The organism is Hahella sp. NS-SX17 (genome assembly GCF_057367735.1).
This window is the reverse complement of record NZ_CM170632.1, coordinates 3,047,362-3,071,545: the sequence shown is the minus strand read 5'-3', so window position 1 is coordinate 3,071,545 and position 24,184 is coordinate 3,047,362. Positions and strand designations below refer to the sequence as shown.

The 24,184-nt window shown below is 54.5% G+C and carries 19 protein-coding genes; 3 read left to right on the top strand and 16 right to left on the bottom strand.

Annotated elements, in window-relative coordinates; all coding sequences use genetic code 11:
- Nucleotides 1–338: 338 nt before the first annotated feature.
- From ltrA to AC2IBB_RS13850, 5 genes are all read right to left on the bottom strand, one after another.
- Nucleotides 339–1,595 carry a group II intron reverse transcriptase/maturase gene (gene ltrA / locus AC2IBB_RS13870; RefSeq protein ID WP_486333427.1) on the bottom strand — a complete coding sequence of 419 codons (1,257 nt, stop codon included), beginning with the start codon at nucleotides 1,593–1,595 and terminating at the stop codon, nucleotides 339–341.
- Nucleotides 1,596–2,254: 659 nt separating this feature from the next.
- Nucleotides 2,255–3,376, bottom strand: a complete 1,122-nt coding sequence (locus AC2IBB_RS13865) for a beta-ketoacyl-ACP synthase III (protein ID WP_486333426.1) — start codon at nucleotides 3,374–3,376, stop codon at nucleotides 2,255–2,257.
- Nucleotides 3,377–3,512: 136 nt separating this feature from the next.
- Nucleotides 3,513–7,385: an ATP-dependent RNA helicase HrpA gene (hrpA, locus tag AC2IBB_RS13860; RefSeq protein WP_486333425.1), complete on the bottom strand. Its 3,873-nt coding sequence runs from the start codon at nucleotides 7,383–7,385 to the stop codon at nucleotides 3,513–3,515.
- 125 nt (nucleotides 7,386–7,510) lie between these two features.
- A complete protein-coding gene (locus AC2IBB_RS13855; RefSeq protein WP_486333424.1) occupies nucleotides 7,511–7,903 on the bottom strand; it encodes a VanZ family protein in 393 nt (130 codons plus the stop codon).
- A gap of 101 nt (nucleotides 7,904–8,004) precedes the next feature.
- On the bottom strand, nucleotides 8,005–9,693 hold the full coding sequence (locus AC2IBB_RS13850) for an AMP-binding protein (protein WP_486333423.1): 1,689 nt from the start codon (nucleotides 9,691–9,693) through the stop codon (nucleotides 8,005–8,007).
- Nucleotides 9,694–10,308: 615 nt separating this feature from the next.
- Here AC2IBB_RS13850 and AC2IBB_RS13845 point away from each other — a divergent pair.
- Both AC2IBB_RS13845 and AC2IBB_RS13840 read left to right on the top strand, forming a co-directional pair.
- The gene (locus AC2IBB_RS13845; protein ID WP_486333422.1) at nucleotides 10,309–11,235 is read left to right on the top strand and encodes a lysophospholipase; all 927 of its coding nucleotides are present in this window, start codon (nucleotides 10,309–10,311) and stop codon (nucleotides 11,233–11,235) included.
- Nucleotides 11,236–11,398: 163 nt separating this feature from the next.
- Nucleotides 11,399–11,878, top strand: a complete 480-nt coding sequence (locus AC2IBB_RS13840; protein ID WP_486333421.1) for a MaoC/PaaZ C-terminal domain-containing protein — start codon at nucleotides 11,399–11,401, stop codon at nucleotides 11,876–11,878.
- Nucleotides 11,879–11,977: 99 nt separating this feature from the next.
- Here AC2IBB_RS13840 and AC2IBB_RS13835 read toward each other — a convergent pair whose 3' ends face one another.
- The 11 genes from AC2IBB_RS13835 to AC2IBB_RS13785 form a co-directional block, all read right to left on the bottom strand.
- On the bottom strand, nucleotides 11,978–12,979 hold the full coding sequence (locus tag AC2IBB_RS13835) for an AgmX/PglI C-terminal domain-containing protein (protein WP_486333420.1): 1,002 nt from the start codon (nucleotides 12,977–12,979) through the stop codon (nucleotides 11,978–11,980).
- A 1-nt stretch (nucleotide 12,980) separates the two neighbouring features.
- Complete coding sequence (locus AC2IBB_RS13830; RefSeq protein ID WP_486333419.1) at nucleotides 12,981–13,478, bottom strand: ExbD/TolR family protein; 498 nt, start codon at nucleotides 13,476–13,478, stop codon at nucleotides 12,981–12,983.
- Nucleotides 13,475–13,990, bottom strand: coding sequence for an ExbD/TolR family protein (locus AC2IBB_RS13825; RefSeq protein WP_486333418.1), 516 nt, complete (start codon nucleotides 13,988–13,990; stop codon nucleotides 13,475–13,477). The genes AC2IBB_RS13830 and AC2IBB_RS13825 overlap by 4 nt, the downstream gene beginning before the upstream one ends.
- Nucleotides 13,991–14,000: 10 nt before the next feature.
- Nucleotides 14,001–14,666: a MotA/TolQ/ExbB proton channel family protein gene (locus tag AC2IBB_RS13820; protein ID WP_486333417.1), complete on the bottom strand. Its 666-nt coding sequence runs from the start codon at nucleotides 14,664–14,666 to the stop codon at nucleotides 14,001–14,003.
- Nucleotides 14,667–14,695: 29 nt separating this feature from the next.
- Nucleotides 14,696–14,977 (bottom strand): hypothetical protein, encoded by a 282-nt coding sequence (locus AC2IBB_RS13815; protein WP_486333416.1) that lies wholly within the window; start codon nucleotides 14,975–14,977, stop codon nucleotides 14,696–14,698.
- 11 nt (nucleotides 14,978–14,988) lie between these two features.
- Complete coding sequence (locus AC2IBB_RS13810) at nucleotides 14,989–15,576, bottom strand: tetratricopeptide repeat protein (RefSeq protein WP_486333415.1); 588 nt, start codon at nucleotides 15,574–15,576, stop codon at nucleotides 14,989–14,991.
- Nucleotides 15,554–18,355, bottom strand: a complete 2,802-nt coding sequence (locus AC2IBB_RS13805; RefSeq protein ID WP_486333414.1) for a tetratricopeptide repeat protein — start codon at nucleotides 18,353–18,355, stop codon at nucleotides 15,554–15,556. Before AC2IBB_RS13805 ends, AC2IBB_RS13810 begins: the two co-directional genes overlap by 23 nt.
- On the bottom strand, nucleotides 18,352–20,103 hold the full coding sequence (locus AC2IBB_RS13800; RefSeq protein ID WP_486333413.1) for a tetratricopeptide repeat protein: 1,752 nt from the start codon (nucleotides 20,101–20,103) through the stop codon (nucleotides 18,352–18,354). Before AC2IBB_RS13800 ends, AC2IBB_RS13805 begins: the two co-directional genes overlap by 4 nt.
- Before the next feature lie 25 nt (nucleotides 20,104–20,128).
- Nucleotides 20,129–20,662, bottom strand: coding sequence for a hypothetical protein (locus AC2IBB_RS13795; RefSeq protein WP_486333412.1), 534 nt, complete (start codon nucleotides 20,660–20,662; stop codon nucleotides 20,129–20,131).
- Between the two features lie 254 nt (nucleotides 20,663–20,916).
- Nucleotides 20,917–22,095, bottom strand: coding sequence for a vWA domain-containing protein (locus AC2IBB_RS13790; protein ID WP_486333411.1), 1,179 nt, complete (start codon nucleotides 22,093–22,095; stop codon nucleotides 20,917–20,919).
- 54 nt (nucleotides 22,096–22,149) lie between these two features.
- A complete protein-coding gene (locus tag AC2IBB_RS13785) occupies nucleotides 22,150–22,992 on the bottom strand; it encodes an AAA family ATPase (protein ID WP_127971634.1) in 843 nt (280 codons plus the stop codon).
- A 165-nt stretch (nucleotides 22,993–23,157) separates the two neighbouring features.
- On the opposite strand from AC2IBB_RS13785, the gene cysK reads away from it, so the two are divergent.
- Complete coding sequence (gene cysK, locus AC2IBB_RS13780) at nucleotides 23,158–24,123, top strand: cysteine synthase A (protein WP_486333410.1); 966 nt, start codon at nucleotides 23,158–23,160, stop codon at nucleotides 24,121–24,123.
- Nucleotides 24,124–24,184 lie beyond the last annotated feature (61 nt).

Genomic DNA, 24,184 nt, shown 5'->3' with positions numbered 1-24,184 from the left:
TGATTTAGATCTCAGAGATGAGGCTAAATAAAATCACTTCCGTGAATACTTACAACTCAATTGATTATTAATATGGCAACGATATTGGTTTGTTATTAATCAGGCGTATGGATGCGCCTGCGGGTCCGCTGGCCGCGGGAGACAGAGCCTGACCTGTGCAGACCCTGTCGTTGCAGACAAATAGAAGGAGGCCATATGGCTGCCTGGTTGATTAAGGGGCGTCATCCGCACCTGGAGCAAAGAAGAAAACCGAAAGCGAAATCCAGATCGAGTAGGAGGGGGAGTTACCTCCCCCGTCCTCTCACACCACCGGGCATACGGTTCCGTACCACGGCGGTTCATGATTGGCGCTGAAGCCTGTTCATCGTATCCAGCAAGCTTACCAAAGACAGGCGGTCGAACATCCTCTTGGGAAGCGCCGCGTTCATATGGGACGCACCACTATTCCACCAAGGTCCCCGACCATTGCTTGCGCTACTCCAAGCCCTCTGCTCGGCCAGTCCTAGTCGCATTAGGTTACGGGCTCGGGTGTAAGTCCGTTTCCACTGTCGCCAGAGCAACAGGCGCAACCGCCGTCGCACCCAACCATCGAGTGCTTCCACTGGGCGCTTCGAGGTCGTCAGGCGATAGTAGTTCGCCCAGCCCCGGAGTACCGGATTCAGTCGCGCAATGGTGGTCTGCAGCGGTCGCCCTCGTGATTGTCTGAGCAAATGACGCAGTTTGGCCTGGTAGCGCTTCAGGCTCTTCGGCGCGATCCTCAGCCGTACCTGCTTGCGCCAGCTCACGCTGTAACCCAGATAGCTCCGGCGCCATGGTCGATCCACAGCACTTTTCTCCGCGTTCACTTTCAGGTGAAGGTGCATTTTCAGGTAATGGGTAATGCTCGTCATGACCCGGTGACCGGCCCGCTCGCTTCGGACGTAGATATTGCAATCGTCCGCGTAGCGGCAGAACCGGTGGCCCCGGCGCTCCAGCTCCCGGTCCAGTTCGGTCAGGAGCACATTGGAGAGCAGAGGGGACAGGGGGCCGCCTTGCGGCGCGCCTTCCCGCCTTGGGTTGACCAACCCACCGTCCAGCATACCCGCTTGCAGGTATCGGCGGATCAGGGTGAGCATCCGTCGGTCGGCGATGCGGCGGGCCAGCAGGCCCATCAGCACATCGTGGTTGACCCGGTCAAAGAACTGCTCCAGATCCACATCGACCACCCAGCGGTGACCGTCATTGATGTGCCGTTGCATCGCCCTAACCGCCTGATGGGCGCTTCGCCCGGGGCGGAACCCATAACTGTGGTCCGAGAAGATCGGCTCCAGCATCGGGCTCAGCACTTGGTGCAGGGCTTGTTGGATCAGGCGATCCTGTACCGTCGGAATGCTCAGCATCCGTTCCCCGCCTTGCGGTTTGGGGATACTGACCCGGCGTACCGGTTGAGGATGGTAGTCTCCGGCCAACAGCCGCTCTCGCAGCGTTGGCCAATGCTGTTGCAGGTGGCCTTTCAGGGCCGCCACCGGCATCTGATCGACACCAGCGGCGCCCTTGTTGGACATCACCCGCTGATACGCATGCATCAGGTTCGGCCGCTCAAGCACCTGTTCCATCAGCGTGTTCGGCTCCGCGTTCGTCCACGAGTGAGCCCCCGTGTCTGCCTCAACACGGGCTTCAGTCTCCGCCGGATACCGTCCGACGTCTCCCTGAATACCCTGACCCATCCGGATCGCTTCTGTCTTCATAAGCACATCACGAGAACTCACCGCCTACTGGCGGTCAACCATGTTCAGTCCTTCAGTACGCGGTAACGCACCTACTATGACCTCGGCTGAGTTCTGGCGCTCCATCCCCACCCCTCACGAGGTGAGTAGCACAACGGCAGAGAACCAGACTTCCCAGGGTAAGACGCGTGACCTTCACACTTATGCCCGCCGCATCTACGTCCACACCTTCCGTGCAAGTACGGGCTTTGACGGTATTTGCCGCCTTACCCAGTGTGGCCGCCTCGTATGCGATTCCTGTTCGTCAGGCCAGTGCTTTGCCTACGGCTTCCTTCAGATTCCACCTCACGATGGACACCCTTGCCGTTCGGCTAGTGGTTCCCCTTGCCGGGCCCACAGGGGACTTGCACCCCCAAGTCATCCGGCCAGCACCACCTGAACCGGAACAGCGCCCGTCAAGGCACTACGCGCCATGCCTGGCGCACAAATGAAAAAGCCGCGGCCTTATAGCCACGGCTTAACAAGGTGAAATCCGATCAGAGAAAAGATCAGACTTTACGGACGATGATGCTGCCAGCGGAGTATCCTGCGCCAAAGGAACAAATAACTCCCAGTGCGCCACTGTCCAAGTCCTGCTTGTGTAAATGAAACGCGATAATGGAGCCTGCTGAGCTGGTATTTGCGTATGTATCCAGAATCGTCGGCGCTTCCTCAGCCGTCGCTTCACGCCCCAGCACTCTCTTTGAAATCAGTTGATTCATGCTCAAGTTGGCCTGATGCAGCCACATGCGATTGAGCCTGGAAGCATCAATGTCATTGTTCGCCAGATGTTCCACAATCATCTCAGAGACCATGGGCACCACTTCTTTAAACACCTTGCGTCCATTCTGAACGAAGAGTTTATCTGGTTTGCCAATTCCAGATTCATCACACCGATTCAAGAAACCGAAGTTGTTGCGAATATTATTTGAGAAGAGCGTCTTAAGCCTGGCTCCAAGAACGACGAACTGATGCTGGCTGGTCGCGGTGTCCGCTTTTTCCAGGATAATCGCCGTGCAGGCGTCGCCAAAAATAAAGTGACTGTCGCGATCTCTGAAATTTAAATGGCTGGAGCAGATTTCCGGATTCAACACCAATACGGCGCGAGCGGAGCCGGATTCAATGGCGTTGACCGCCGCTTGAATTCCGAATGTGGCGGAGGAACAGGCGACGTTCATATCGTAAGCGAAACCATCTATGCCCAATGCGCTTTGCACTTCGACCGCCACCGCGGGATAGGCCCGCTGCAGGTTAGAACAAGCGACAATGACCGCATCTATGTCCGCTGGAGACTTACCGGCTTCCGCCATCGCCTTCTTCGCTGCATCGACGGCCATTTCGCACTGAACGCTCGGTTCTTCGTTAGTCCGCTCCGGGAGATAGGGATGCATACGGTCAACGTCCAGTACGCCCTCTTTGTCCAAGACATAACGGCTTTTGATGCCAGACGCCTTGACGATAAACTCAGCCGAGGATTCTTGTAGCGCGGCGACTTCCCCTGACTCGATTTTTTCTTTGTTCTCTTCGTTAAAACGTTGCACGTAGGCGTTAAACGAAGCCACCAGCTCTTCATTGGAAATGCTGTAAGCCGGGGTAAACAGGCCCGTGCCGCTAATGACTACAGAACTCACGATTCAGCCTCTACTTATTTAATTAGTTATTGCACTCGCGTAATGACGAGAAATCTTAGCACATAAAGGCGGTGGGGCTGGATGAATTTGCCCCAGCGCGCCCAGAAGAACATGACCATTATGTTAAAAAGCGGAATTAAATTCGGACTTTTTCCCACTGTTTATGAAGCTTTTTCTCCGATACGCTCATGAGGGTGCCGAGCTTCTGCGCGAAATAGGAAACCCGATACTCTTCCAGCATCCAACGGAAATTAGCGAGTTCTTCATCCACATAGCCTTCCCGCTGGTGCTTTTCCTTCCTCGCATTGTATTGCGACCACAAGGATTCAAACATGAGCTGGAATTGACGCTCCTGAGTGACCTGCCTGGGCATTTTGTCCAACCGTTCTTCGATCGCGGCGAGGTACCTTGGATATTGCCGCAACCATTCCAAGGGCGCTTCCGTGAGAAACCCGGGATAGACCAAGTGTTGCAGTTGCCGCTTTACGTCACCAAGGAACATTGTCAGCGCAAGAGCGGTATTCTTACCCAACGCTTTTGTTATCCGATGGTAGGCGTGCAAAATCTCGTGCAGCAGCAAGGCCAGCTCTTCCGCTTTGGGAATCAGGTCCGCCTTGCACTGCTGTACCCGTCGGGAGAATTCTTCCGCATTGTTGATGGGGGGCTGGTCCTTAAGAAAGACCTCAATACAGGCTGTCAGGGCCAGCTCATCCACCAGACCCTCAAGTTTACCGGTCGGCGCATAAAACAACCCGATTTCTTTTAGCCTGGGCAAATTCTTCTTCAGATACTTCACCGAATCCGCCTGCTTCAGCATGATCAGTCTCGCCATGCCCAAACGGTGCTGCGCTTGCGCGAATCCAGCGTCGAACGCAGACTTTAACGCCACGGACGTACCCTGATCCTGCAGATAAGGGTACAGAAACAGGCTGGCGCCAGCCTGGCTGACAGCGACTTTCTCCTGCAAAGCGCCAAAGCTCCACTCGGTCAACCCTGTCTGCTCTTTGAATAAGGAGCCAGAATCTTGCGCCAGCTTTTCCAACCGCCCTTCAAGACGTTTCACCAGCTCATGGTAATCACGCCCCTGGTCAATCACTGCGCCCTGATTGTCCACAACCTGAATATTCATGCGCAGATGCGTCGGTAACAGCGATTCATCCCATTGCTCAGGGGCGACCTGCATACCAGTCATTTTGCGCAGCTGCTCCCCCAGCGCCAGGGACATAGGATGATTATCCGGAACCATGGCGTCACTGGCCGCTTTGGCGAAGTCAGGAACTGGCACAAAATTCTTGCGGATCGCTTTCGGCAGTGAGCGAATCAACGCCTCGCACTTCTCTTTACGCATCCCCGGCGCCAGCCAGTCCAGCAAGCCAACTGGCGCTTGCGCCATGGCGGCGGCGGGCATACGCACAGTAACGCCATCATCTTTAGCGCCCGGTTCGAACTTGTAGCTCAGCTGGAACTGCTGCCCATTCCAAAGTAGCGCGTCAGGAAACTGCTCTTCCAGCTTCACTTCCGGCAACACTCGCAGTAACGCTTCCGGCGACAATAACAACGCCTTCTTATCGCCGTCCGACAAACGCTTATACCAATGCTCCAACGCCTTAACAGTAGTAATGTCCGCCGGCAGTTGCTCATCGTAGAACTGGAACAGCACCTCGTCGTCCACCAGCAGGTCGCGGCGACGGGCTTTGGCTTCTATCTGCTCCACTTCCTCCCGGCATTCCGCATTGTGCAGAATAAATGGCAGGCGGCTGTTGATCTCGCCTTCAATGAGCCCTTCCCTTATCAACGCCTCGCGACTGAACTGCGGATCAATGCGGCCGTAGCTTACCTGACGACGCGGCACGACAATCAGGCCATACAAAGAGACCTGCTGAAACGCCAGCGCTTCGCCACGCTTCTTCGACCAGTGCGGCTCCAGATAACTGCTTTTCAACAGTTGCGGCGCTACTTTTTCTATCCAGCCTGGCTCCATACGGGCGACAGTGCGAGCGAAAAGTCGACTGGTTTCCACCACTTCCGCCGACATAATCCAGTTCGGCGCCTTTTTCCGTACTTTCGATCCTGGAAAGATCACAAATTTGCGCTGACGGGGTCCGGCGTACTCGCCCTTTTCGTCCTTCTGTCCGATCTGGGTAATCAACCCCGCCAACAGCGACTGATGCAATTCGTCGTAGGCCGCAGGTTCTGTATTTTCCTTGTAGCCCTGCTCATGACATAGCAACAGCAGCTGGCGATGAGTATCGCGCCACTCGCGCATTCTCAGGAACGACAGAAAGTTTTTCTTGCAGTAGTTGCGCAGTTGATTCGCGCTCAGCTCCTGGCGCTGCGTCTCATAGCCGTTCCACAGGTTAAGCAGGCTGACGAAGTCGGATTGCTCATCCGCCCATTGCGCATGTTTTTCATCCGCCGCCTGCTGAAATTCCATGGGCCGCTCGCGCGGGTCCTGCACCGCCAATGCGGACACGATGATCAGCATTTCTTTCAGGCAATGTCCTTCCGCAGCCGCCACCAGCATCCGCGCCAACCGTGGGTCTATCGGGAAGCGGGCCAGCGTGCGCCCTATCGCCGTCATCTGCCTCTGCGCACTTACTGCGCCGAGTTCTTCCAGCAATTTATAGCCATCATTAATGTAGCGCTTGTCCGGCTTCTGCATGAAAGGGAACTTTTGGATATCGCCCAGACGCAACGAAAGCATCTGCAGAATGACCGACGCCAGGTTAGTGCGCAGAATTTCTGGATCAGTGAAGGGGTCGCGACCGACGAAGTCTTCTTCAGAATAAAGTCGGAAACAAACGCCCTCCGCGACCCGGCCGCAGCGACCTTTACGCTGCTCGGCGCTGGCCTGCGAGATAGCCTCTATCGGCAACCGTTGGACTTTAGAGCGGTAGGAGTAACGACTGATGCGCACCTGCCCCGGATCGATCACATATCGAATGCCCGGCACCGTCAGGGAGGTTTCCGCCACGTTGGTGGAGACCACAATGCGACGTCCGCCATGGGACTGGAAAATACGGTTTTGCTCCTGATTACTGAGGCGGGCGTACAGGGGAAGGATTTCCGTGTTCCGAAATTCTTCTTTGCGCAATCGTTGCGCCGTTTCACGAATTTCCCTCTCTCCGACCATAAAGATCAGGATGTCCCCAGGCGGCTTGCGCTGTTCGCGCTCCATCTGTTCGATTTCCCGAATCACATGCACAACGCCATCCTGCAGACCGATATCCACCTCATCGTCCATAGTGGTCAAAGGACGATAATGCAGTTCCACCGGATAGGTGCGACCAGAGACTTCCACCACAGGCGCGCCGTTGAAGTGTTCAGAGAAGCGGCCCAAATCAATCGTGGCGGAGGTGATGATGACTTTGAGGTCAGGCCGCTTGGGCAGGAGGTTTCTCAGATAACCGATGAGGAAGTCGATATTTAACGAGCGTTCATGGGCTTCATCGATAATGATCGTGTCATAACGATTGAGGAAACGGTCATTCTGGGTTTCCGCCAGCAGTATTCCGTCCGTCATCAACTTCACCAACGTGCTATCGTCGGTATGATCGGTAAAACGGACCTGGTACCCCACCTGTTTGCCAACTTCGCAGCCCAGCTCCTCAGCGATACGATTGGCGACAGAGCGCGCCGCCAGACGTCGAGGCTGGGTGTGGCCAATCAAACCATTCACGCCGCGTCCCAGATCCAAACAGATTTTCGGCAACTGAGTGGTTTTACCCGAACCGGTCTCACCAGCGATAATAACCACCTGGTTTTCAGAAATGGCTTTTTTGATCTCTTCCAGCTTATCGACGACTGGCAGATTATCCGGGTACCGCACCTGCGGCATTGCTTGCAGGCGCGCCGCACGAATTTCCATAGAACGCAATGTCGCGCGCCAGAACTTCTCAACGTCCTTTTCCGCAACAGAACCCTTTGCGATTTCCCGCCATTGCCTCTGCAATCTAAAACGATCTTTGATTAACACCAGGGACGGGTCAAAACGAGACTCACTCGACATGTAATATACTTTTCAACCAACACTTATTCAGGAAGCGGATGTTAGCGGGAAATGGGTTAATAGTTAAGCTGTAAATGGGATAGCGCAATCAAGCAGCGGCGCAAAAGGCATATACCTGGGAGCCCTTAAGTTTCTGTCGCCTTGTTGGGGGACAGCAATGCCGTCATCCAAGAGAAAAACGCGATGCCGGCCACATCCGCCATAACGTCAGAGATATCCAGTGTGCGGGAGGGGAAAAACGCCTGAGTTAACTCTTCGCCCAATGCGAATGTAAGGACACAGAGCGCGCCATAGTAAAGAGGAACCGGCCCCCATCGAAAGTGTTTGGCCTTAAAAGCGAAATTGGCGGCCAGGGTCAGAACGCCAAACAAGCAAAAGTGCCCCAGTTTATCGCCATAGGGAATGGATTGGACGAAATCGAAAAACAGGCTCGTCCCACCGGTATCCGCCAGATAAATAATCCATAGAATAAACCCCAGAAACCCAAGGGCGAACACACTGACTGCTTTCTGCATCATTAACGAACACGCTCTACAACTAAAAGAACCCGCCTTTAATAACACAAAAAGCGGGCTCTCGCCCGCTTTTCAGCTACCTTAGACTCAACGCGGCGTTAGCGTTACGCCGCTTTGTCTTTCTGCTTTTTGATTTCCTCATCGCGCAGTTCCCGGCGCAGAATCTTGCCGACATTGGTTTTCGGCAACTCATCGCGGAACTCAATGGTTTTTGGCACCTTGTAGGCAGTCAGGCGTTCACGACAGAACTCTTTCAGGGCGCTTTCAGTTAAGTTGGGATTGCTCTTCACTACAAACACTTTCACCACCTCACCGCTTTTCAGGTCGGGCACGCCAATGGCCGCACACTCCACCACGTCAGGGTGGCTGGTGACGACATCTTCAATTTCGTTGGGGTAGACGTTAAACCCCGACACCAGGATCATATCTTTCTTGCGATCGACAATGCGCAGGTAGCCGTCATTCTGCACCATCGCAATATCGCCGGTTTTCAGCCAGCCGTCTTCCGTCATGGTCTTGGCGGTTTCATCCGGGCGCTGCCAATAGCCTTTCATGACCTGGGGACCTTTCACGCACAGCTCGCCCACCTCTCCAACTGTCAGCCCTTTCCCCTCGTCGTCAATGATTTTCACCATAGTGTTGGGGATCGGCAAACCAATAGTGCCAATCTGAATGGCGTTCATAGGATTAATGGAAACTACCGGCGAGGTTTCGGTCATGCCATAGCCTTCCGTCACATCACAGCCAGTGACTTTCTTCCACATCTTCGCTGTGTCGCTGGTGAGGGCCATGCCTCCCGCCGCCGTCACTTTCAAGGAAGTAAAATCCAGCTCCTGGAACTTCTCATTATTGCAAAGCGCCACGAACAGCGTATTGATCCCCAGGAACGCCGTGAATTTCCATTTACCCAGCTCTTTGATAAAGCCCTCAAAATCCCGTGGATTCGGAATCAAAATGCTGTGGTTGCCAGTATCCAGCATGACGCCGCAATTCATGGTGAACGAATAGATGTGATACAGCGGCAGCGGCGCGATAACCGTTTCGCAGGCTTCGCCTAAACGAACCGTTAACAGCGGCTTCAATTGCGCCACATTCGAGACAAGGTTGCGATGAGTCAGCATAGCGCCCTTGGCGACGCCAGTGGTGCCGCCAGTGTACTGCAACACGGCGATATCGTCAGAGTTGACGTCAACCGGCTTAAACGTATAGCGCGCGCCCAGAGACATCACTTTAGTGAACGGCACGGCGTTAGGAATGTTATAGGGCGGCACCATCTTTTTGATGTACTTGATCGCCGCATTCATCACCATGCGCTTGATAGGCGGGTGCATGTCGGGAATTTGCGCCACGATAACGTGCTCTACGCCGGTATGTGGAATCACTTCCTGCGCCTGGGAGGCCATATTGGCCAGAACCACCAGCGCCTTGGCGCCGGAATCGTTGAACTGATGCTCCATTTCCCGCGGCGTGTACAGCGGGTTGGTGTTGACCACAATAAGGCCCGCCCGCATAGCGCCGAATACGGCGATTGGATACTGCAGCAGATTGGGCATTTGAATCGCAATGCGGTCGCCGGGCTTCAGGTTGGTTTCGTTCTGCAGATAGGCGGCGAATGCGCGAGTGTACTTCTCCATTTCGCCATAAGTCATGGTGGCGCCGACGGCGGTGAACGCAGGCTTGTCCGCGTAACGTTTGCACGCCTGTTCGAACATGTCGACTACCGATTTGTATTTCCCCAATTCAACTTCGGATGGAACTCCGGGGGGATATTTATCCTTGAAAAAATTATCCATACCGCTATCTCCTGGCCAACGCTGTTAATAGGCAATCTGATTTTTATTTGTAATTGTTCTGGAAACGGGACTGGCTGAGAAATGACCGCGTCGCCCCAGGCGACGGTTTCAAGGATGACGGAGCAATGCCGCTGCTAATCGACGCAGGATGCGCCCGGCGCTCGAAATTGCGCCGTAACCCTTAAATGAGCGAATTCCACTGCAATGAACAACGCCAAATCCGCAACAGGCGGCCCTGGCGTCACACTTATTTTAGAAACTCTTACTCGCGATCAAATATAAGCCAATCATCGAATCCCTGACGGCCACTACCCCATTCTTACTTCTGTCATCGGGCGGCGCTATTCTCAGGAGAGTCACCCGGTCGGGTGAATACCCCGTCAAACCGGAACGGTATAGTGGGCTCGTTTTTTATAGTGCGCGATAGAATAGCAGCTTTGTTTTACCTTATGTAGACAAAAGTATTACTTAATTATCAGGGATTTTTCAGCTTGCCTGGGTCCCCAAGGTGTAAAAATAAGGCGACTATAATCGTTGACGCTATAGTCGAGGGTAGCTAAATTGTTGCGAAATGGCGTATAAAACATCAATAAAATCTTATAAATAGCAAACATCATGCGCAACCTGGAAGATTTCCTGACTACCACGGACGGCCATATCATTGGGTACTACAGATGGATGCCTGAAACCCCTGTCATGCGGGGCGTTATTCAGATTTCCCACGGCATGGCGGAACACGCCGGACGCTACCGGAATCTGGCTGAGCACTTTTGCGCGCAGGGTTACGCCGTCATCGCTCACGATCATCGCGGCCATGGCCGCTCCATCGCCAACGGTCAGACTGGTCATTACGCTGATCGCGACGGCTGGGACAAGGTCGCCTCTGACTTACTGTATATGGTCAACCAGATAAAAAGCTGGTGTCCGGAGGTCCCACACTTTCTATTCGCCCATAGCATGGGCTCCTTCATCAGTTTGCAGTGCCTGATCGAACATCGTCCGCCTTTCCAGGGCGTTATTCTTTCCGGCAGCAATTATGGCTCGCCGTTGAAATATCTCGCAGCGGCGACCATCGCCAGGGCGGAAAAGTTACGCCTGGGCGCACGCAGCGCCAGTCGCCTGCTGGATCAGCTTTCCTTCGGTTCATTCAATCAGCGCTTCGCCCCCAATCGGACGGAGTTCGACTGGCTTTCCCGAGACCCGGCGGAAGTAGACAACTACATCAACGATCCCCGGTGCGGCTTCATCTGCACCACAGCCACCTGGATCGCACTGCTGGACGGCCTGCGCAGAGTGTTCACCGCCGCCAGCTTCTCTCGCATCAACCCTGATTTGCCCATTTATCTGATTGCCGGAGATAAAGATCCCGTCGGCGAGTTCGGCAAAGGAGTCAGAAAGCTCGAACGCCGCTTACGCGAAGCTGGCGTGCGCGATCTCAGCTGCACGCTCTACCCCGACGGACGCCATGAGATGCTGAACGAGACCAATCGCCAGCAAGTCCTAAACGACCTTTCCACATGGGTGGCTGCGCACACTCCGTAACAGACGCGTTAGTTAAATATGGATTACACTTACTAATCAGGCAGACAACTAGCTTCCTTCTATTTGTGTGCAACGACAGGGCCTGCACAGGTCAGTCCCGGTCTCCTGCGCCGCCACTCTTCGGCGAGCGTTGTCAGCAACCCAATCAAGTTATCAGTTCATTATGGACGCGCTAGAAAACATTACCTATGACGAACTTCAAGTGGGCGACTCCGCCACTTACACCCGCACACTGACCGAGCAGGAAATTGTCTTGTTCGCTGCGGTGTCCGGGGACATCAATCCGGTGCACCTGGACGCCGAGTATGCGCAGTCCACGGTATTCAAGGAGAGAATCGGCCACGGCATGTGGTCTGGCGCATTGATCTCAGCGGCGCTGGCCACCGTTATCCCCGGCCCTGGGTCCATCTATCTGGAGCAGCACTTAATCTTCAAGCGCCCTGTAAAGTTAAACGACGTCCTGACCGTGACTCTTACGGTGGCGGAAAAGCTACCCAAAAAGCGGGTGGTTCTGGATTGCGCCATTCATAATCAAAATGGCGTATTGGTGGTGGAAGGCCAAGCGAAAGTTATCGCTCCAGATGAAAAGATTTCCCTGGAAAAACCTGTGCTGCCAGCCATTTCCATCAGCCGCGAACACTGATTCGCTTATGGGTATGAGCCATACTCTACCAGAATCAGGCTCTCACGATTCTCCATAAAAAAAGCGCCCTTACACGGGCGCTTTTTTGTTTACCTGGGCTTACAGCAGATCGATAGGGTATCTGATCGCCTGCTTGCTGGCGTTGGATTTGGCGCCAAAGTTCAGCAACCTTAAACGGGCGCAGATCTTCTTCTCGAAGTCAGGATTATTCAGGTTACTTTCCACAATCTTGCACTGTGACACACTACCATTCGCTTCGACCATCAACTCAGGCACAAGAGTTCCTTTCAACGTGGGATCTTGACGTCGGGCGCGCTGGTGAATCGAAGCCAGCGCACCTTTGGCGCCGTCGAATACCTTTCGGATCTCTTCCAGTGTGCGCGTCGCGCTACGTTGATTACTGGAGCCTGAGGAAGACTTGCTGGTAGAGCCGCCGCCGGACGGTTGAGCTTTCTCCTGCACTTCCGTCACCTTACGCGAGGCCAGCGCCACTTGCTGGGTGGATTTATCCAGCTTGTTGCCGTCCACCCCTCCGCTACCGGAAGTAGAGACATTATTCACCAGCTTATCCGACGCTTTCTTGCTGATCGGCGTCGCTGTGTATAGCGGCTGGTCAGAAGCGTCCGCCGTCTCCGCCAGCGCGCGCATATCGGAAAGCTGATCACTCATCGCCAGGAGACCTGAGCTTTGCGCCTTTTCACGAGCCTGATCCACCGTCTGCTGTTTAGGCTGCTCCGCCTTCGGCGTCACCTTCTTCTCAGGTTTTGGCTCTGGCTTAGGTTGCGGCTTCGGCTCTGGCTTGGGGTCGGGTTTCGGTTCTGGCTTCGGCTCTTCTTTCTTTTCTTCCTTTTTCTCTGGCTTCGGCTCCGGCTTTTTGATTTCCGGTTTTGGCATTTCCCTCTTTTCTATCACCACCCGGGCCAGCTGAGGAGGTAGCTCTTCCAGCTCCTGACGCGTTTTCTCGGGCAATTGCACCAATGAGATGACCACCCCTACCACTAACAGCAGCAGCATGGAGAACGCCAGGATCAAATGAAAACGATCGCGCTCTTTGACGTCGACATCCCATGGCAAAGGAAAGCCTACTCTAGCTTTTACCATACTAGGCCTCCTTATCTGCTGCACGTCTTACCGCCAAAGAGATGCTGCTGTACCCCGCCTCAACACAGGTGGACATGATTTTTTTCAACAGCTTATAAGGCAACTCTTTATCCGCCATGATGGTGATAGGTCTACCCTCAGGCGGAGCTGGCGCGGCGACTCGGGAAACCTGGTAGTCCAGTTCCAGCTTGAGCCCATTGATCAGCAACGGCTCCTGGCTGGCCGCAACGGCGACCTTACTGACTACTCGACCGCTAACCAGAATGTCGTCATCAGTCACGGTGACCGTTAACTGCTCCGTCGGCGGCTGATCCGCGATGGATACTGGCAGCTGTACAGAGCCACTCTGCTTCAGGACCTGAACGTCGGATGAGTTCACCATCAGGAAGAACACCAGAATGGTGAAAATATCCATCAGCGACACCAGGTTCAGCGACGCGGTTTTGTGCATTCTGCGGTAGTGGCGTTGATAACGCTTGGCGCGACTCGACTGCTTCATTGCGCGCCTCCCGCCGGAATAATCTCAGGGGCATCGGCAATGGAGATGTCAGGAAACAACTCTGCGTTGACAACGCTGCCCGCCACGACTGTTTTATAAGAACGCACTTTATCCATCACACTGACCAGTGTCTGGTAAGAGGTGCTTTCCTGAGGCAACAACGTAATATCTTTCTTATCCGGAGGGACCCGAGCCTTTATATCCTGCATAGCCAATGCGAGCGTCTTATAGTCGTGCTCGCCGTCCGCCTGTTTCGGGATCTGCATGATGACCCCGCCCTTGTTGTCCGCAATCACCAACTGCTCTTCCAGGATCATGACCTGCAGTTGTATCTGGTCTTTATTGTCCTGGGCGGAGTTAGCGGCTGACTCAGGGAAGTTCAGGTTCAGAACGCTGATTTGAGAGAACACCAGATTGATCAGCAGCACCGGCACCAAGACGATCATGAGGTTCATGAACGCCGTGATGTCCAGGTCAGCGACAGCCTCCGGACGACGGTGTTTACGACGCATCGGGTCTGTCCTATGTTCTTTCTGGGGTGGCTTTCGCTACGGGGGCCTGGGCTGGTTTTTCCGAAATCAGGTTCATGATCTTGATGCCAGCCGTTTCAAAACTGTCCACAATTTCGTTGGTTTTGGTTTGCAGTATGGCGTGCACAAGCAGTAATGGAATCGCGGTCATCAGACCAAAAGCAGTCGTATTCATCGCCAGAGAAATACTCTGAGACAGCAGATTGGCCTTCTCAGCCGGGTCGGCGTTGGCGACGGCGGTGAACGCGTCGATCAGACCAATGATGGTGCCCAGCAACCCTAGCAGGGTGGCGATATTGGCGAGGGTGGCCAGATACTGAGTGCGTTTTTCCACTCTGGGAAGGACTTCCATCAATCCTTCTTCCATGGCGTACTCAATTTGATCGCGGGGCTGACGACTCAGCAAACGGGACAAGCCTGCTTCGACAATTGAGGCCATCGCGGTTTTTGATTGCTTGGCCTGCTTTAACGCATTGAGATAATCTTTGCGCCCGATCAACATGATCAACTTGTTAAAGTCCGCGCGGTTGCTCAATTTGGCGATGCTGAGATAAATATATCTCTCAATGGCGATAGCCGCTCCAACAACGAGCACTATGCCGATTGGCACCATAAATATACCGCCATCTTTAAAAAAGCGAACGATAGTCTCGAACATATCGCGCTGACTCCTTAATCACTTCTAGGTTATTGCTGGTCTAAATCGCCTATCTTAAGGTTTTTACGATAGTACAGACTTTGCCGAAACGCCTGTCTATCTAGCGGTCTGAGCGCGCCGTCCAATTCTTTTTCCGGCTCTGGAATTTTAATCGCCGGATTATCCGGCGTTCCCCAGGGAACCAGGTACAAGACCTTGGGTTGCTCCTGCTCGCCTCTCAACGCCGTTCCTTCAAGCTCGATCAACTCAGCCGCAAAACCTGCGTTACTGTAGAGACCGCAGAGGCATAAGGCAAGTATTTGAAATTTCATACCTTCTCCGCCTATTGGATCCGCCTCTCAAGATCGGCGATCCACATAGCCACCCGCTCGTCGGGACTGGATTGAAGTTCCTGGCTGCGCTGATAATGCTCCAGCGCCCGCACGTAATCACCCAGATACATGTCATAGAGTATAGCTATATTACGATGATAAACCGGTTCATTCGGTTCCGCCTTCAGCGCTCTTTCATAAAACGCCAAGGCTTTCTCAAAATCACCCTCTTCCCGCGCCAAAACTGCCAACTGATTCAAAGCTCTGGCGTCATTGGGGTTTACATCCAGCGCTTGCCCGTACCACGCCTTGGCGGAAGGCGGGTCTCCCTGTTTTTCAGCGATAACGCCCAAGTTGAAATAAGGCGCGCTGAGGCCAGGCTTATCGGCGATCACCTGCTTGAATAAGCTTTCCGCCAAAGCGACCTGATTATGACTCAACGCAGTCAGCGCCTGATCATATTTCATTTGCGCCTGTTCTTCGGAGGCCGTCGCGTCAACAGAGCCTTCCTTGCGCACCGGCGAGCCGGCGCACCCGACAAGCAGAAGCGTCGCAGCCAGCCCCATCGCCCTCCAGTCATTGCAAAGTTTGTGCGACATCCACTTTTACCTCCCGCTTGTCATATCTGGCGGGCAGAATCTCCCGCAACGCCAGATAGCTTTTTTTGACCCACTCGTCGTAAACCCCTTGGCGGGTCCGGCTTGCATTGAGCTCGAGAAACTCAATGGCTTTTTCTTCAAAGGGAAACGCCTGTTCCTCCAACAGCAGGCTGTATTGCTCCCGCTCCAAATCACTCAGATTACCGGGTCGATTGGATTCAATAATGTCTCTGCCCAGTTGGCGATATACCTCGCCCATCATGTAAGTCGCCGCAGTAGCGTATTCGCCAACGCCATAACCATTAATGCGATTGAGGCGCTGCATAATTCGTTTAAGCGCGGTTTGTTTAGCCGCCAGGGATTTGTTTAGCGGCAATGTAAGACGCACATTGTCAAAGGCGGCTTTCTCCTGTTGCGCCAGCGTCCAACTGGCTTCCGCCGCCAATGTGCGACTTGCGGGGGTACGACCAGCGCCGCCGCCCTCTTCAAACTGAATCAAGTTCTCTCGCCACTGGTCCGCCAGCTGCGGCTGCGCGGTTTTAACGTAGTAATCTATTAGCGCGCCCCTGACCTGGATAGCGGTCTCGAACGGCGCCGGATATTCTTTCGCATATTGCAGATACACCTTAGCTGCGTGTTGCTCACGCCCCGCATTCACCATTAGCTCCGCCGCCTGCAACAGGGCTTTGCGCTTACGCTCAGCGTCTTTTTCCCCTGCGGCGATGCGCAGTAGCTCGTCCGCAGCGGACTCTGGGCGTTGGTGTTGTTGATAGGCGTATACCAGCTTTTCACCAATTCCCGCCGTCAGTTTGTGGTCGGGATAACGCTCTCGAAAGTCATTCAGCAAATCAATCACCTCTTTCCAACGCCCAAGATCAATCGCGCGCATACCCGCATCGTATTGAGCGCTGACGCGCACCTGGGAATCCGGCGCTTCCTCGATGACCCTCTTGTATTCAATGAACGCCGCCGCGACGTCTCCACGCGCTTCCGCCAGCTCGCCCTGGCTATAAATACTGGCGGCGAAATTTTCCATGAGTACGTCATAATCCGGCGCTTTGCGGGAACGCAACGAGAGCGCCTGTCGGTATGCGTGCTCGGAATCCTGGTATTGGCTCAACGCAAACGCGGAATGGCCGGCGACAGTCCATGCTGCGTTACGGATCGTTTTATCCTCCGTATAGGAAGCGGTCTGGGTGGCGGCATCCAGCGCTTCACCATAATGCTCCATGGCGTAGAGTTCGTTCGCCGCAAACAACAGACTCTCTGTCGCACGGGTGTCCCGGGGGAACGTTTTGGCGAACCGCAGCAGTGCATCCACGCGCCGGGTTCGTAACGCCGGGTCTTCCTGATTGACGTCCACCGCTTTGCTCAAGGCGTTAACGCTCGCATAAGCAGCCTCGTGACGCTGAGGAAAGTCGGGATAGAAATACCCTGCTTTGTCATAAACTGACGCCGCAAACTCCCACTCCTCCAGCAGGAAATACGCTTCGCCTTGTAAATAAAGCGCTTCGGCGGTTTTCCCTTCAGAGGGAAAGATCTCCTCCATGCCGTCAAAATACGCCACCGCGTTCTGCAAATGAGTCCGACGCTCGACCCCGGCCGCTTTCAAGCCAAGGGCGTACTCTCTTCGTCCCAGATCATCCAGATATTGATAGAGAGAAGGACGTAAACGGGTTTTGGCGGTTTCTTGTTGCGATCGCCAATAGTTAGAAGCAAGCCCCAGTTCGCGGGTAAAACGGGCTTTTTCCTCCCATGCCAGCGAAGGCAGGCCGCCCTGCTCGTAGGCCGCGATAGTGCGGTCATGAAAGTCGCTGCGATCCGTGGCCGTCGGGTAGGCGGCGATATAAGCCTGCGCGCTGGCGGCGGCGTCCTGATAACGCTCGCGCTGCAGGTAGTAGTCGTACAAAGCTGCATACAATTTAGGGGCTAATGGACGATAGTCGCCCAAGGCGATGGCCGCCTTAAGGGTTTCCGGCCCTTTGCCATAGCTGGCCATGATGCTGATAATGCGTAAAGCGTCATCCCCCGCTTCGCGTACGCCGGGCTCTTCCTCTCCAGCTGGATTAGCGTTGGACTCCAAATGTGACAGAACCTGCAAAAAAGTCTGCAATGACGCGCTGAAGTTTTCCTGTTTAAACTGCGTCCACCCCAGCATATAACGCGCCTTGGACGACAGATCGCCGGCGCCCCGATCCGCCAGCACGCGGCTGTAGGCGGATTGCGCTTTGATATACTCGCCGGCGCTGTAGCGTAACTCGCCGATGCGAAACCACGCCTCTGTCGTATAACTTGAGCGCGGATACTGTCCTACCAATCGCTCCAGACTGGTCAACGCTTTATCGGTACGCCCCAACATGCCGCAGGCGCGCGCCAACTGATAAAGAATACGATCATTGTCTTTATCCCCCGGTTGACGCTGCAATAAGGCCTCGTAACTCTCCACCGCGAGGTTCCAGATGTCGTCGTCGATCAGTCCCTGGGGTTTGGCGTCGTAAAACAGCTCCTCCAGATTAATCAGCCGGTGCAGCGCCTTGATGCGAACTTCCGGGTCAGACGCCTCGCGGATCAGACGACTGTATCGCAACGCCACTTCGTTCAAAGGCGTTCGCGGCGCCACTCGATAGCTGAAATCGATGTAAGCGGGTTTTAGTTCGCCGATTGTTTTGTCCGCCTCGTCCTTCTCTACGATGACGATAGGCGCCAGTGTGTCCGCCATCGCTCGCAGAGGGATAAAGCCGAGGACGCTCAAACTGAGTAGCAAGGTCGCTATTCTCATAACGCCCCCTCCCCGGCTGTCGCCGCACCTGGCGAAACAAGCTGCTTCTTGCGTAGCTCCGCCACAGCCAGGTCGTCATACAAGTTCACTAACGCCAGCTGGCTGCGCACGTGGTAACCATCAATATCGCGCCAGTGCTGCTGCAATAACCTGATCGCCAATTGCGACAACTTTTTGTCGTAATCGTTGATTTTCCCCTCAAGTTCTTGCTGCATGGTGAAGAACTCTTTTTGCAGGGACTGCACTTTACCTAATTGCGCCTTGTAGAGGTCGCCGCCCTGACGCAGATCATTCTGGGTGTCGACAAAGTTCTCCTTCAGCCTGGTCAACGCCTCGTCCAGATCCCGTAGCGCCAATAATTGCACCGCCCGCTGATCCTCAGCCGCGTGAGCGGCGGATTTCGCCAATGCATTACGCTCAGACACCAGTTGATTGAGCTGCTGAGGGCGCAGCCGCTCCAGCGCTCCAGAAGCGTCGCGTTTCGCCTGCCGCGACCGTTGCTGCAATGCATCGGTGAATATATCCATACGCTGCGCGCCATTGCGCAGGGACTGCAAGAGCCCGTGCATCTGCAGCAGTTCCTTGGCGAAGGGAAAGAAATCCGGCTTATCCATCAAGTAATGAACAAAGGCGATCTTTGGCGTGTTAGTGAGCAAATCCGTGGCCAGGTACCATTCCACCTCGCCATTCTGCAAAGGCGCTTGCAACAGTATGTCCAATACGCCTTTATCCTTGATTTCAGCCACGAGCTCATCGACCTGACGTTTTTCCTTTTCATATACCGCAATCGCCTCCAGGTAGGCGTCGAGCGCGGTGGCGCGCAGTTTTTCCTGCTCATAGCCATAGGCGATCGCCTGGAAAGTCTCCGCCACGCCGGAAGAAGTGAGAGCGAATTTCTTGGCCCGATGCCAGGACTGAATGGCGGTGCGATAACGCCCCAATCCCGCAAACGCCATACCGTAGTCATAGATCGCCGCCGGCGCTCCCGGACCGGAAGCATGGACGTTTTTCAGGAATGACAGGGCCTTGTTGTAATCTTTATCTAACAACGCAATATGCCCCGCCGCCAGCAGGATACGATCGCTTAACTCCTTTCCTTCGTAGCTGTCGTCGGTCATGGCGGCGGCGACCCGCAACGCCACCAGGGCGCGGGAGGAATCCGGATCGTCCGCGGCGTAGTTCACGCCCAGGTTGTAATAGCCATGAGCAGCCCACAAACTTCCCTTGGACGCGTCGCCAAGCACCTTGGCGGCGTCCTGGGGACGGCGCAGCTGCAGGTAACTGTTCGCCACGTAATAGAGGGCTTCATCTTTTTTGTCACGAGCCATTCCCTTCATCGCCCCTTCAAACAGTTCCACCGCTGTTCCCCACTCTCCGTCGCGATAGGCGAGACGTCCTTTGATCATCTGCGCCTGCTGCTTGACTTCCGACTCCCTGGCGGTGAATTGCAAATGCTCCAGAAGCGTTTCCGCATTGCGACGCAGACCAAACTGCAGACTCGATTCAATGGCGAGAATATGGTTCAGGTTGTGATACTGATTGCCGACATGATTGGACCCGACATGCTCGTTTTCCAATAACACGAGAGATTGCAGAAAATCATTGGTGTAGTAGTGAAACAACACCTCCCGGTGCAGCAGCTCATCTGCGCCCTCTTCTGCCTGCGCGGCGCCGACGAGCGCACCCAGACAAGCCATAACCCATAACAGGGCGCACATTCGATGCATGGTTGGCGTTACACCTTTCATGACATTCCGCCGTAATCCGCAGCGCTTAGCGCAGCTCTCTGATCAGAAAACGGGGCGGTCTGGCGCCATCGCCCTGCACCCGTAGCTCCAGATATTTGGAGCCGTTTTCTTTGTTGAAAGACAGCGTCGCCGCCTTACGCAGGTATTTATCTCCCGTACTGCGTCCGTTGAAAACAGCCACAGCTTTGTGGGCGCCCGCAGGCAGGTTGCCCATAAACAAACGCTGCACGCCGCCGCGTTGTAATGCCTGCAACTCACGAGCGGAATAGAGATAGGTGGTGGCCATGTCGCCGTCCAGAGTCAGTTCGACGGAGTCCAGCTCAAAGCCGACGTTTTCATCTACGGCCAGAAAAAACACGACTTGCGTGTCGATGGGATACAGGACTTCTTCCTGCAGTTTATACAGCTCGCGATTGAGCTCGATGACGCGTTGCTTGAGCGCCTCCATATCCCTCGCGGACGCATTGTCGGCGGCGCTATGGGCTTGAGTGGAAATGACGAATGTCAGTATGTGCAACGCTGTGATGATTATTCTTGGAATTATTCGCAAAGCCTTCATCCTCTATACCCTTATGAGAGCCGAACCCTCGGGTGAACGCAGAAAGAGACGAGGGCCATGGTAGCATCGGGTCGCCAGCGATAGTGTGAACTCGATTCACCAAACTACACAAATGTTTACAAAACGAGACATAGTTAGCGTTCGCAACTGACGCCTGATTCGCCAGCGCTGCGCAACAAGGTAAGCAATAAAAGGGAAAGTAATGAAAGAAGCGCCGTCCCGCGACGGCGCGTAGAAAAGGTCGGGAGAGAGAGTTACTTACTCAGGTACTTCATGCCCTGCTCCAGTCCGTCGATGGTGAGCGGATACATGTGCTGGTTAACCAACTGACGAGTGATCTCCAGCGAGCCCCCCATGCCCCAGTAGTCCTTGGGATAAGGGTTCAACCAGATCACTTTGTCGAACTTGTCCGTCACCCGTTGCATCCAGACTGCGCCGGCTTCTTCGTTCCAATGCTCAATACTGCCGCCTGGATGGGTAATCTCATACGGCGCCATACTGGCGTCGCCTACGAAAATCACCCGGTAATCCGATGCGTATTTATGCAGAATGTCCCAGGTTGGAATGGTTTCACTGACGCGGCGGATATTGTTCTTCCACACGCCTTCGTAGATGAAGTTGTGGAAGTAATAGTACTCCATATGCTTGAACTCAGTACGCGCGGCGGAGAATAGCTCTTCACACACACGAATATGCGGGTCCATGGAGCCGCCGATGTCGAAAAACAGCAGTACTTTTACCGAGTTATGACGCTCCGGCACCATCTTGATATCCAGGTATCCGGCGTTATTGGCGGTGCTGCGAATGGTATCCGGCATGTCCAACTCTTCCGCCGCGCCTTGACGGGCGAATTTGCGCAGACGACGCAACGCCACCTTGATATTGCGGATGCCGAGGGTGATGGAGTCGTCCAGATCCTTATAAGTGCGCTGCTCCCACACCTTCACCGCGCGACGATTACGAGAGCCGTTCTGCCCGATGCGAATGCCTTCCGGGTTATAGCCATTCGCTCCGAATGGCGACGTGCCGCCGGTCCCGATCCACTTATTACCGCCCTGATGACGCTCTTTCTGCTCCTCAAGCCGCTTTTTGAACGCTTCGATCAGCTCTTCCAGACCTCCCAGGGATTCAATCTTGGCCTTCTCCTCATCGGTGAGCTGCTTTTCAAATTCCGCCCGCAGCCAATCTTCGGGGATCAGCGCCTCCAACACCGCATTCAGGTCTTCCAGTCCCTTGAAGTAAACGCCGAAAGCCTGATCGAACTTGTCGTAGTGCTTCTCATCTTTTACCAGACAGGCGCGGCTCAGGTAATAAAAGTCATCCATATCCGCAAACGCCAGTCCCTGCTGCAGCGCCTCCAGCAGGTCGAGCAGCTCCCGCAGGGAAGCCGGCACTTTGTTCTTGCGCAACGTCAGGAAGAAATCAATCAACATATAGGTGTCCTCCTCTGCTCGGGCCGCAATGATTGCGCCCGTTCATTGCGGCAATCAGCCTTTTCTGCGCGTCATGAACGCCAGTTTCTGCAAAAGATGAACGTCCTGTTCGTTCTTCACCAGCGCGCCGTACAAGGGAGGAATCGCCTGACTGGGATCATGGTTGCGCAATACGTCCTCGGGCAGATTGTCCGCCATTAGCAGCTTGAGCCAGTCAATCAGTTCAGAGGTGGAAGGCTTTTTCTTCAGACCCGGCACTTTGCGCACATCAAAGAAAACATCCAGGGCATCCTTCACCAGGGAACGCTGAATGCCCGGGTAATGGACGTCGATGATCGACTCCATGGTGTCTTTGTCGGGAAAGTTGATGTAGTGGAAAAAACAACGTCGCAGGAAAGCGTCTGGCAACTCTTTCTCGTTATTACTGGTGATGATGACGATAGGCCGGGTGGTCGCACGGATTCGCTCCTGTGTCTCGTAAACGTAGAACTCCATTTTATCCAGCTCCAGCAACAGGTCGTTGGGGAACTCGATATCCGCTTTATCGATCTCATCAATCAACAGCACGGACTGCTGCTCAGACTCAAACGCCTCCCACAGCTTGCCTTTCTTGATGTAATTGCGAATGTCGTGAACACGGTCATCTCCCAGCTGGGAGTCGCGCAAGCGGGAGACCGCGTCGTATTCATACAATCCTTGCTGGGCCTTGGTGGTGGACTTGATGTGCCACTGGATCAACGGCGCGCCCAGAGCTTCCGCCAGCTCTTCCGCCAGCATGGTTTTGCCGGTGCCCGGTTCGCCTTTGATGAGAAGCGGCCGCTGTAACCGAATGGCGGCGTTGACCGCCAATTGCAGGTCGTCAGTGGCGACGTAGTTCTTAGTGCCGGAAAACTTCATGTGTAAAACCTTATACGTTGTGTGAATGCGTCATTATTAGAAGAGTTATAAGCGGATATATTACCCGAAAACATTCAAATATTTCATGCCAGCCGCTAAGCTATCTCTCACACTCGTATCTTGTTATGGCCGGGGAAATCTACTTAATCTGCAAGGAGATAAATAATGAACGTTTACGAAGACAACTCCATGTCCATCGGCAACACGCCGCTGGTCAAGCTGAACCGCGTCACCAAAGGCAAAGTGTACGCAAAAATTGAGGGCCGCAATCCTGCTTACTCCGTGAAATGCCGCATTGGCGCAAACATGGTATGGGATGCGGAAAAATCCGGTCGCCTCAAGCCAGGCATGACTCTGGTGGAGCCTACCAGCGGCAATACCGGCATCGCCCTCGCTTTTGTCGCCGCCGCACGCGGTTACAAGCTGATTCTAACCATGCCCGCCACCATGAGCCTGGAACGTCGCAAGGCGATGAAAGCGCTAGGGGCGGAAATCGTGTTGACTGAAGGTCCCAAAGGCATGAAAGGCGCGATTGAGAAAGCCGCTGAAATCGTCTCTCAGGACCCGCAACAACACTTGATGCTGCAGCAGTTCGACAACCCCGCCAACCCGGAAATCCATGAGAAGACGACTGGACCGGAAATCTGGCGAGACACTGAAGGCGCAATTGATGTACTGGTCGCAGGCGTAGGCACCGGCGGCACCATTACCGGCGTATCCCGCTACATCAAGAACGCCATGGGCAAAAACATCACGTCCGTCGCCGTGGAGCCCACTGCATCGCCGATCATCACCCAAACCATCAAAGGTCAGGAATTACAGCCCGCCCCGCACAAGATTCAAGGCATCGGCGCAGGGTTCGTACCGAAAAACCTGGACCTGGATCTGGTGGATCTGGTTGAACAGGTCACCAATGAGGAAGCGATGGAAATGGCCCACCGCCTGATGCGCGAAGAAGGCATCCTCTGCGGCATCTCCTGTGGCGCAGCGGCGGCGGTGGCGGTTCGTCTGGCGGAGCGTGACGAGTTCAAGAATCAGACTATCGTCGTGATCCTGCCGGACAGCGCCGAACGCTACCTGTCCACTGCATTATTCGACAACTTCTTCACTGAAGCAGAAAACGTGCAGTAATTAGACAACGCCGGTCTTCGCGCCGGCGTTTTAGCTTTCGCCAGCGGGAGTCACTTTCAGT

Excerpts from the sequence above, each read along its gene's own strand:
- ltrA (WP_486333427.1), bottom strand. The coding sequence starts at position 1,595 with ATGGAACAGGTGCTTGAGCGGCCGAACCTGATGCATGCGTATCAGCGG.
- AC2IBB_RS13815 (WP_486333416.1), bottom strand. The coding sequence starts at position 14,977 with ATGAAATTTCAAATACTTGCCTTATGCCTCTGCGGTCTCTACAGTAAC.
- AC2IBB_RS13810 (WP_486333415.1), bottom strand. The coding sequence starts at position 15,576 with ATGTCGCACAAACTTTGCAATGACTGGAGGGCGATGGGGCTGGCTGCG.
- AC2IBB_RS13790 (WP_486333411.1), bottom strand. The coding sequence starts at position 22,095 with ATGTTGATTGATTTCTTCCTGACGTTGCGCAAGAACAAAGTGCCGGCT.
- AC2IBB_RS13840 (WP_486333421.1), top strand. The coding sequence starts at position 11,399 with ATGGACGCGCTAGAAAACATTACCTATGACGAACTTCAAGTGGGCGAC.
- AC2IBB_RS13800 (WP_486333413.1), bottom strand. The coding sequence starts at position 20,103 with ATGAAAGGTGTAACGCCAACCATGCATCGAATGTGCGCCCTGTTATGG.
- cysK (WP_486333410.1), top strand. The coding sequence starts at position 23,158 with ATGAACGTTTACGAAGACAACTCCATGTCCATCGGCAACACGCCGCTG.
- AC2IBB_RS13855 (WP_486333424.1), bottom strand. The coding sequence starts at position 7,903 with ATGATGCAGAAAGCAGTCAGTGTGTTCGCCCTTGGGTTTCTGGGGTTT.
- AC2IBB_RS13805 (WP_486333414.1), bottom strand. The coding sequence starts at position 18,355 with ATGAGAATAGCGACCTTGCTACTCAGTTTGAGCGTCCTCGGCTTTATC.
- hrpA (WP_486333425.1), bottom strand. The coding sequence starts at position 7,385 with ATGTCGAGTGAGTCTCGTTTTGACCCGTCCCTGGTGTTAATCAAAGAT.
- AC2IBB_RS13835 (WP_486333420.1), bottom strand. The coding sequence starts at position 12,979 with ATGGTAAAAGCTAGAGTAGGCTTTCCTTTGCCATGGGATGTCGACGTC.
- AC2IBB_RS13795 (WP_486333412.1), bottom strand. The coding sequence starts at position 20,662 with ATGAAGGCTTTGCGAATAATTCCAAGAATAATCATCACAGCGTTGCAC.
- AC2IBB_RS13825 (WP_486333418.1), bottom strand. The coding sequence starts at position 13,990 with ATGCGTCGTAAACACCGTCGTCCGGAGGCTGTCGCTGACCTGGACATC.
- AC2IBB_RS13830 (WP_486333419.1), bottom strand. The coding sequence starts at position 13,478 with ATGAAGCAGTCGAGTCGCGCCAAGCGTTATCAACGCCACTACCGCAGA.
- AC2IBB_RS13845 (WP_486333422.1), top strand. The coding sequence starts at position 10,309 with ATGCGCAACCTGGAAGATTTCCTGACTACCACGGACGGCCATATCATT.
- AC2IBB_RS13850 (WP_486333423.1), bottom strand. The coding sequence starts at position 9,693 with ATGGATAATTTTTTCAAGGATAAATATCCCCCCGGAGTTCCATCCGAA.
- AC2IBB_RS13785 (WP_127971634.1), bottom strand. The coding sequence starts at position 22,992 with ATGAAGTTTTCCGGCACTAAGAACTACGTCGCCACTGACGACCTGCAA.
- AC2IBB_RS13820 (WP_486333417.1), bottom strand. The coding sequence starts at position 14,666 with ATGTTCGAGACTATCGTTCGCTTTTTTAAAGATGGCGGTATATTTATG.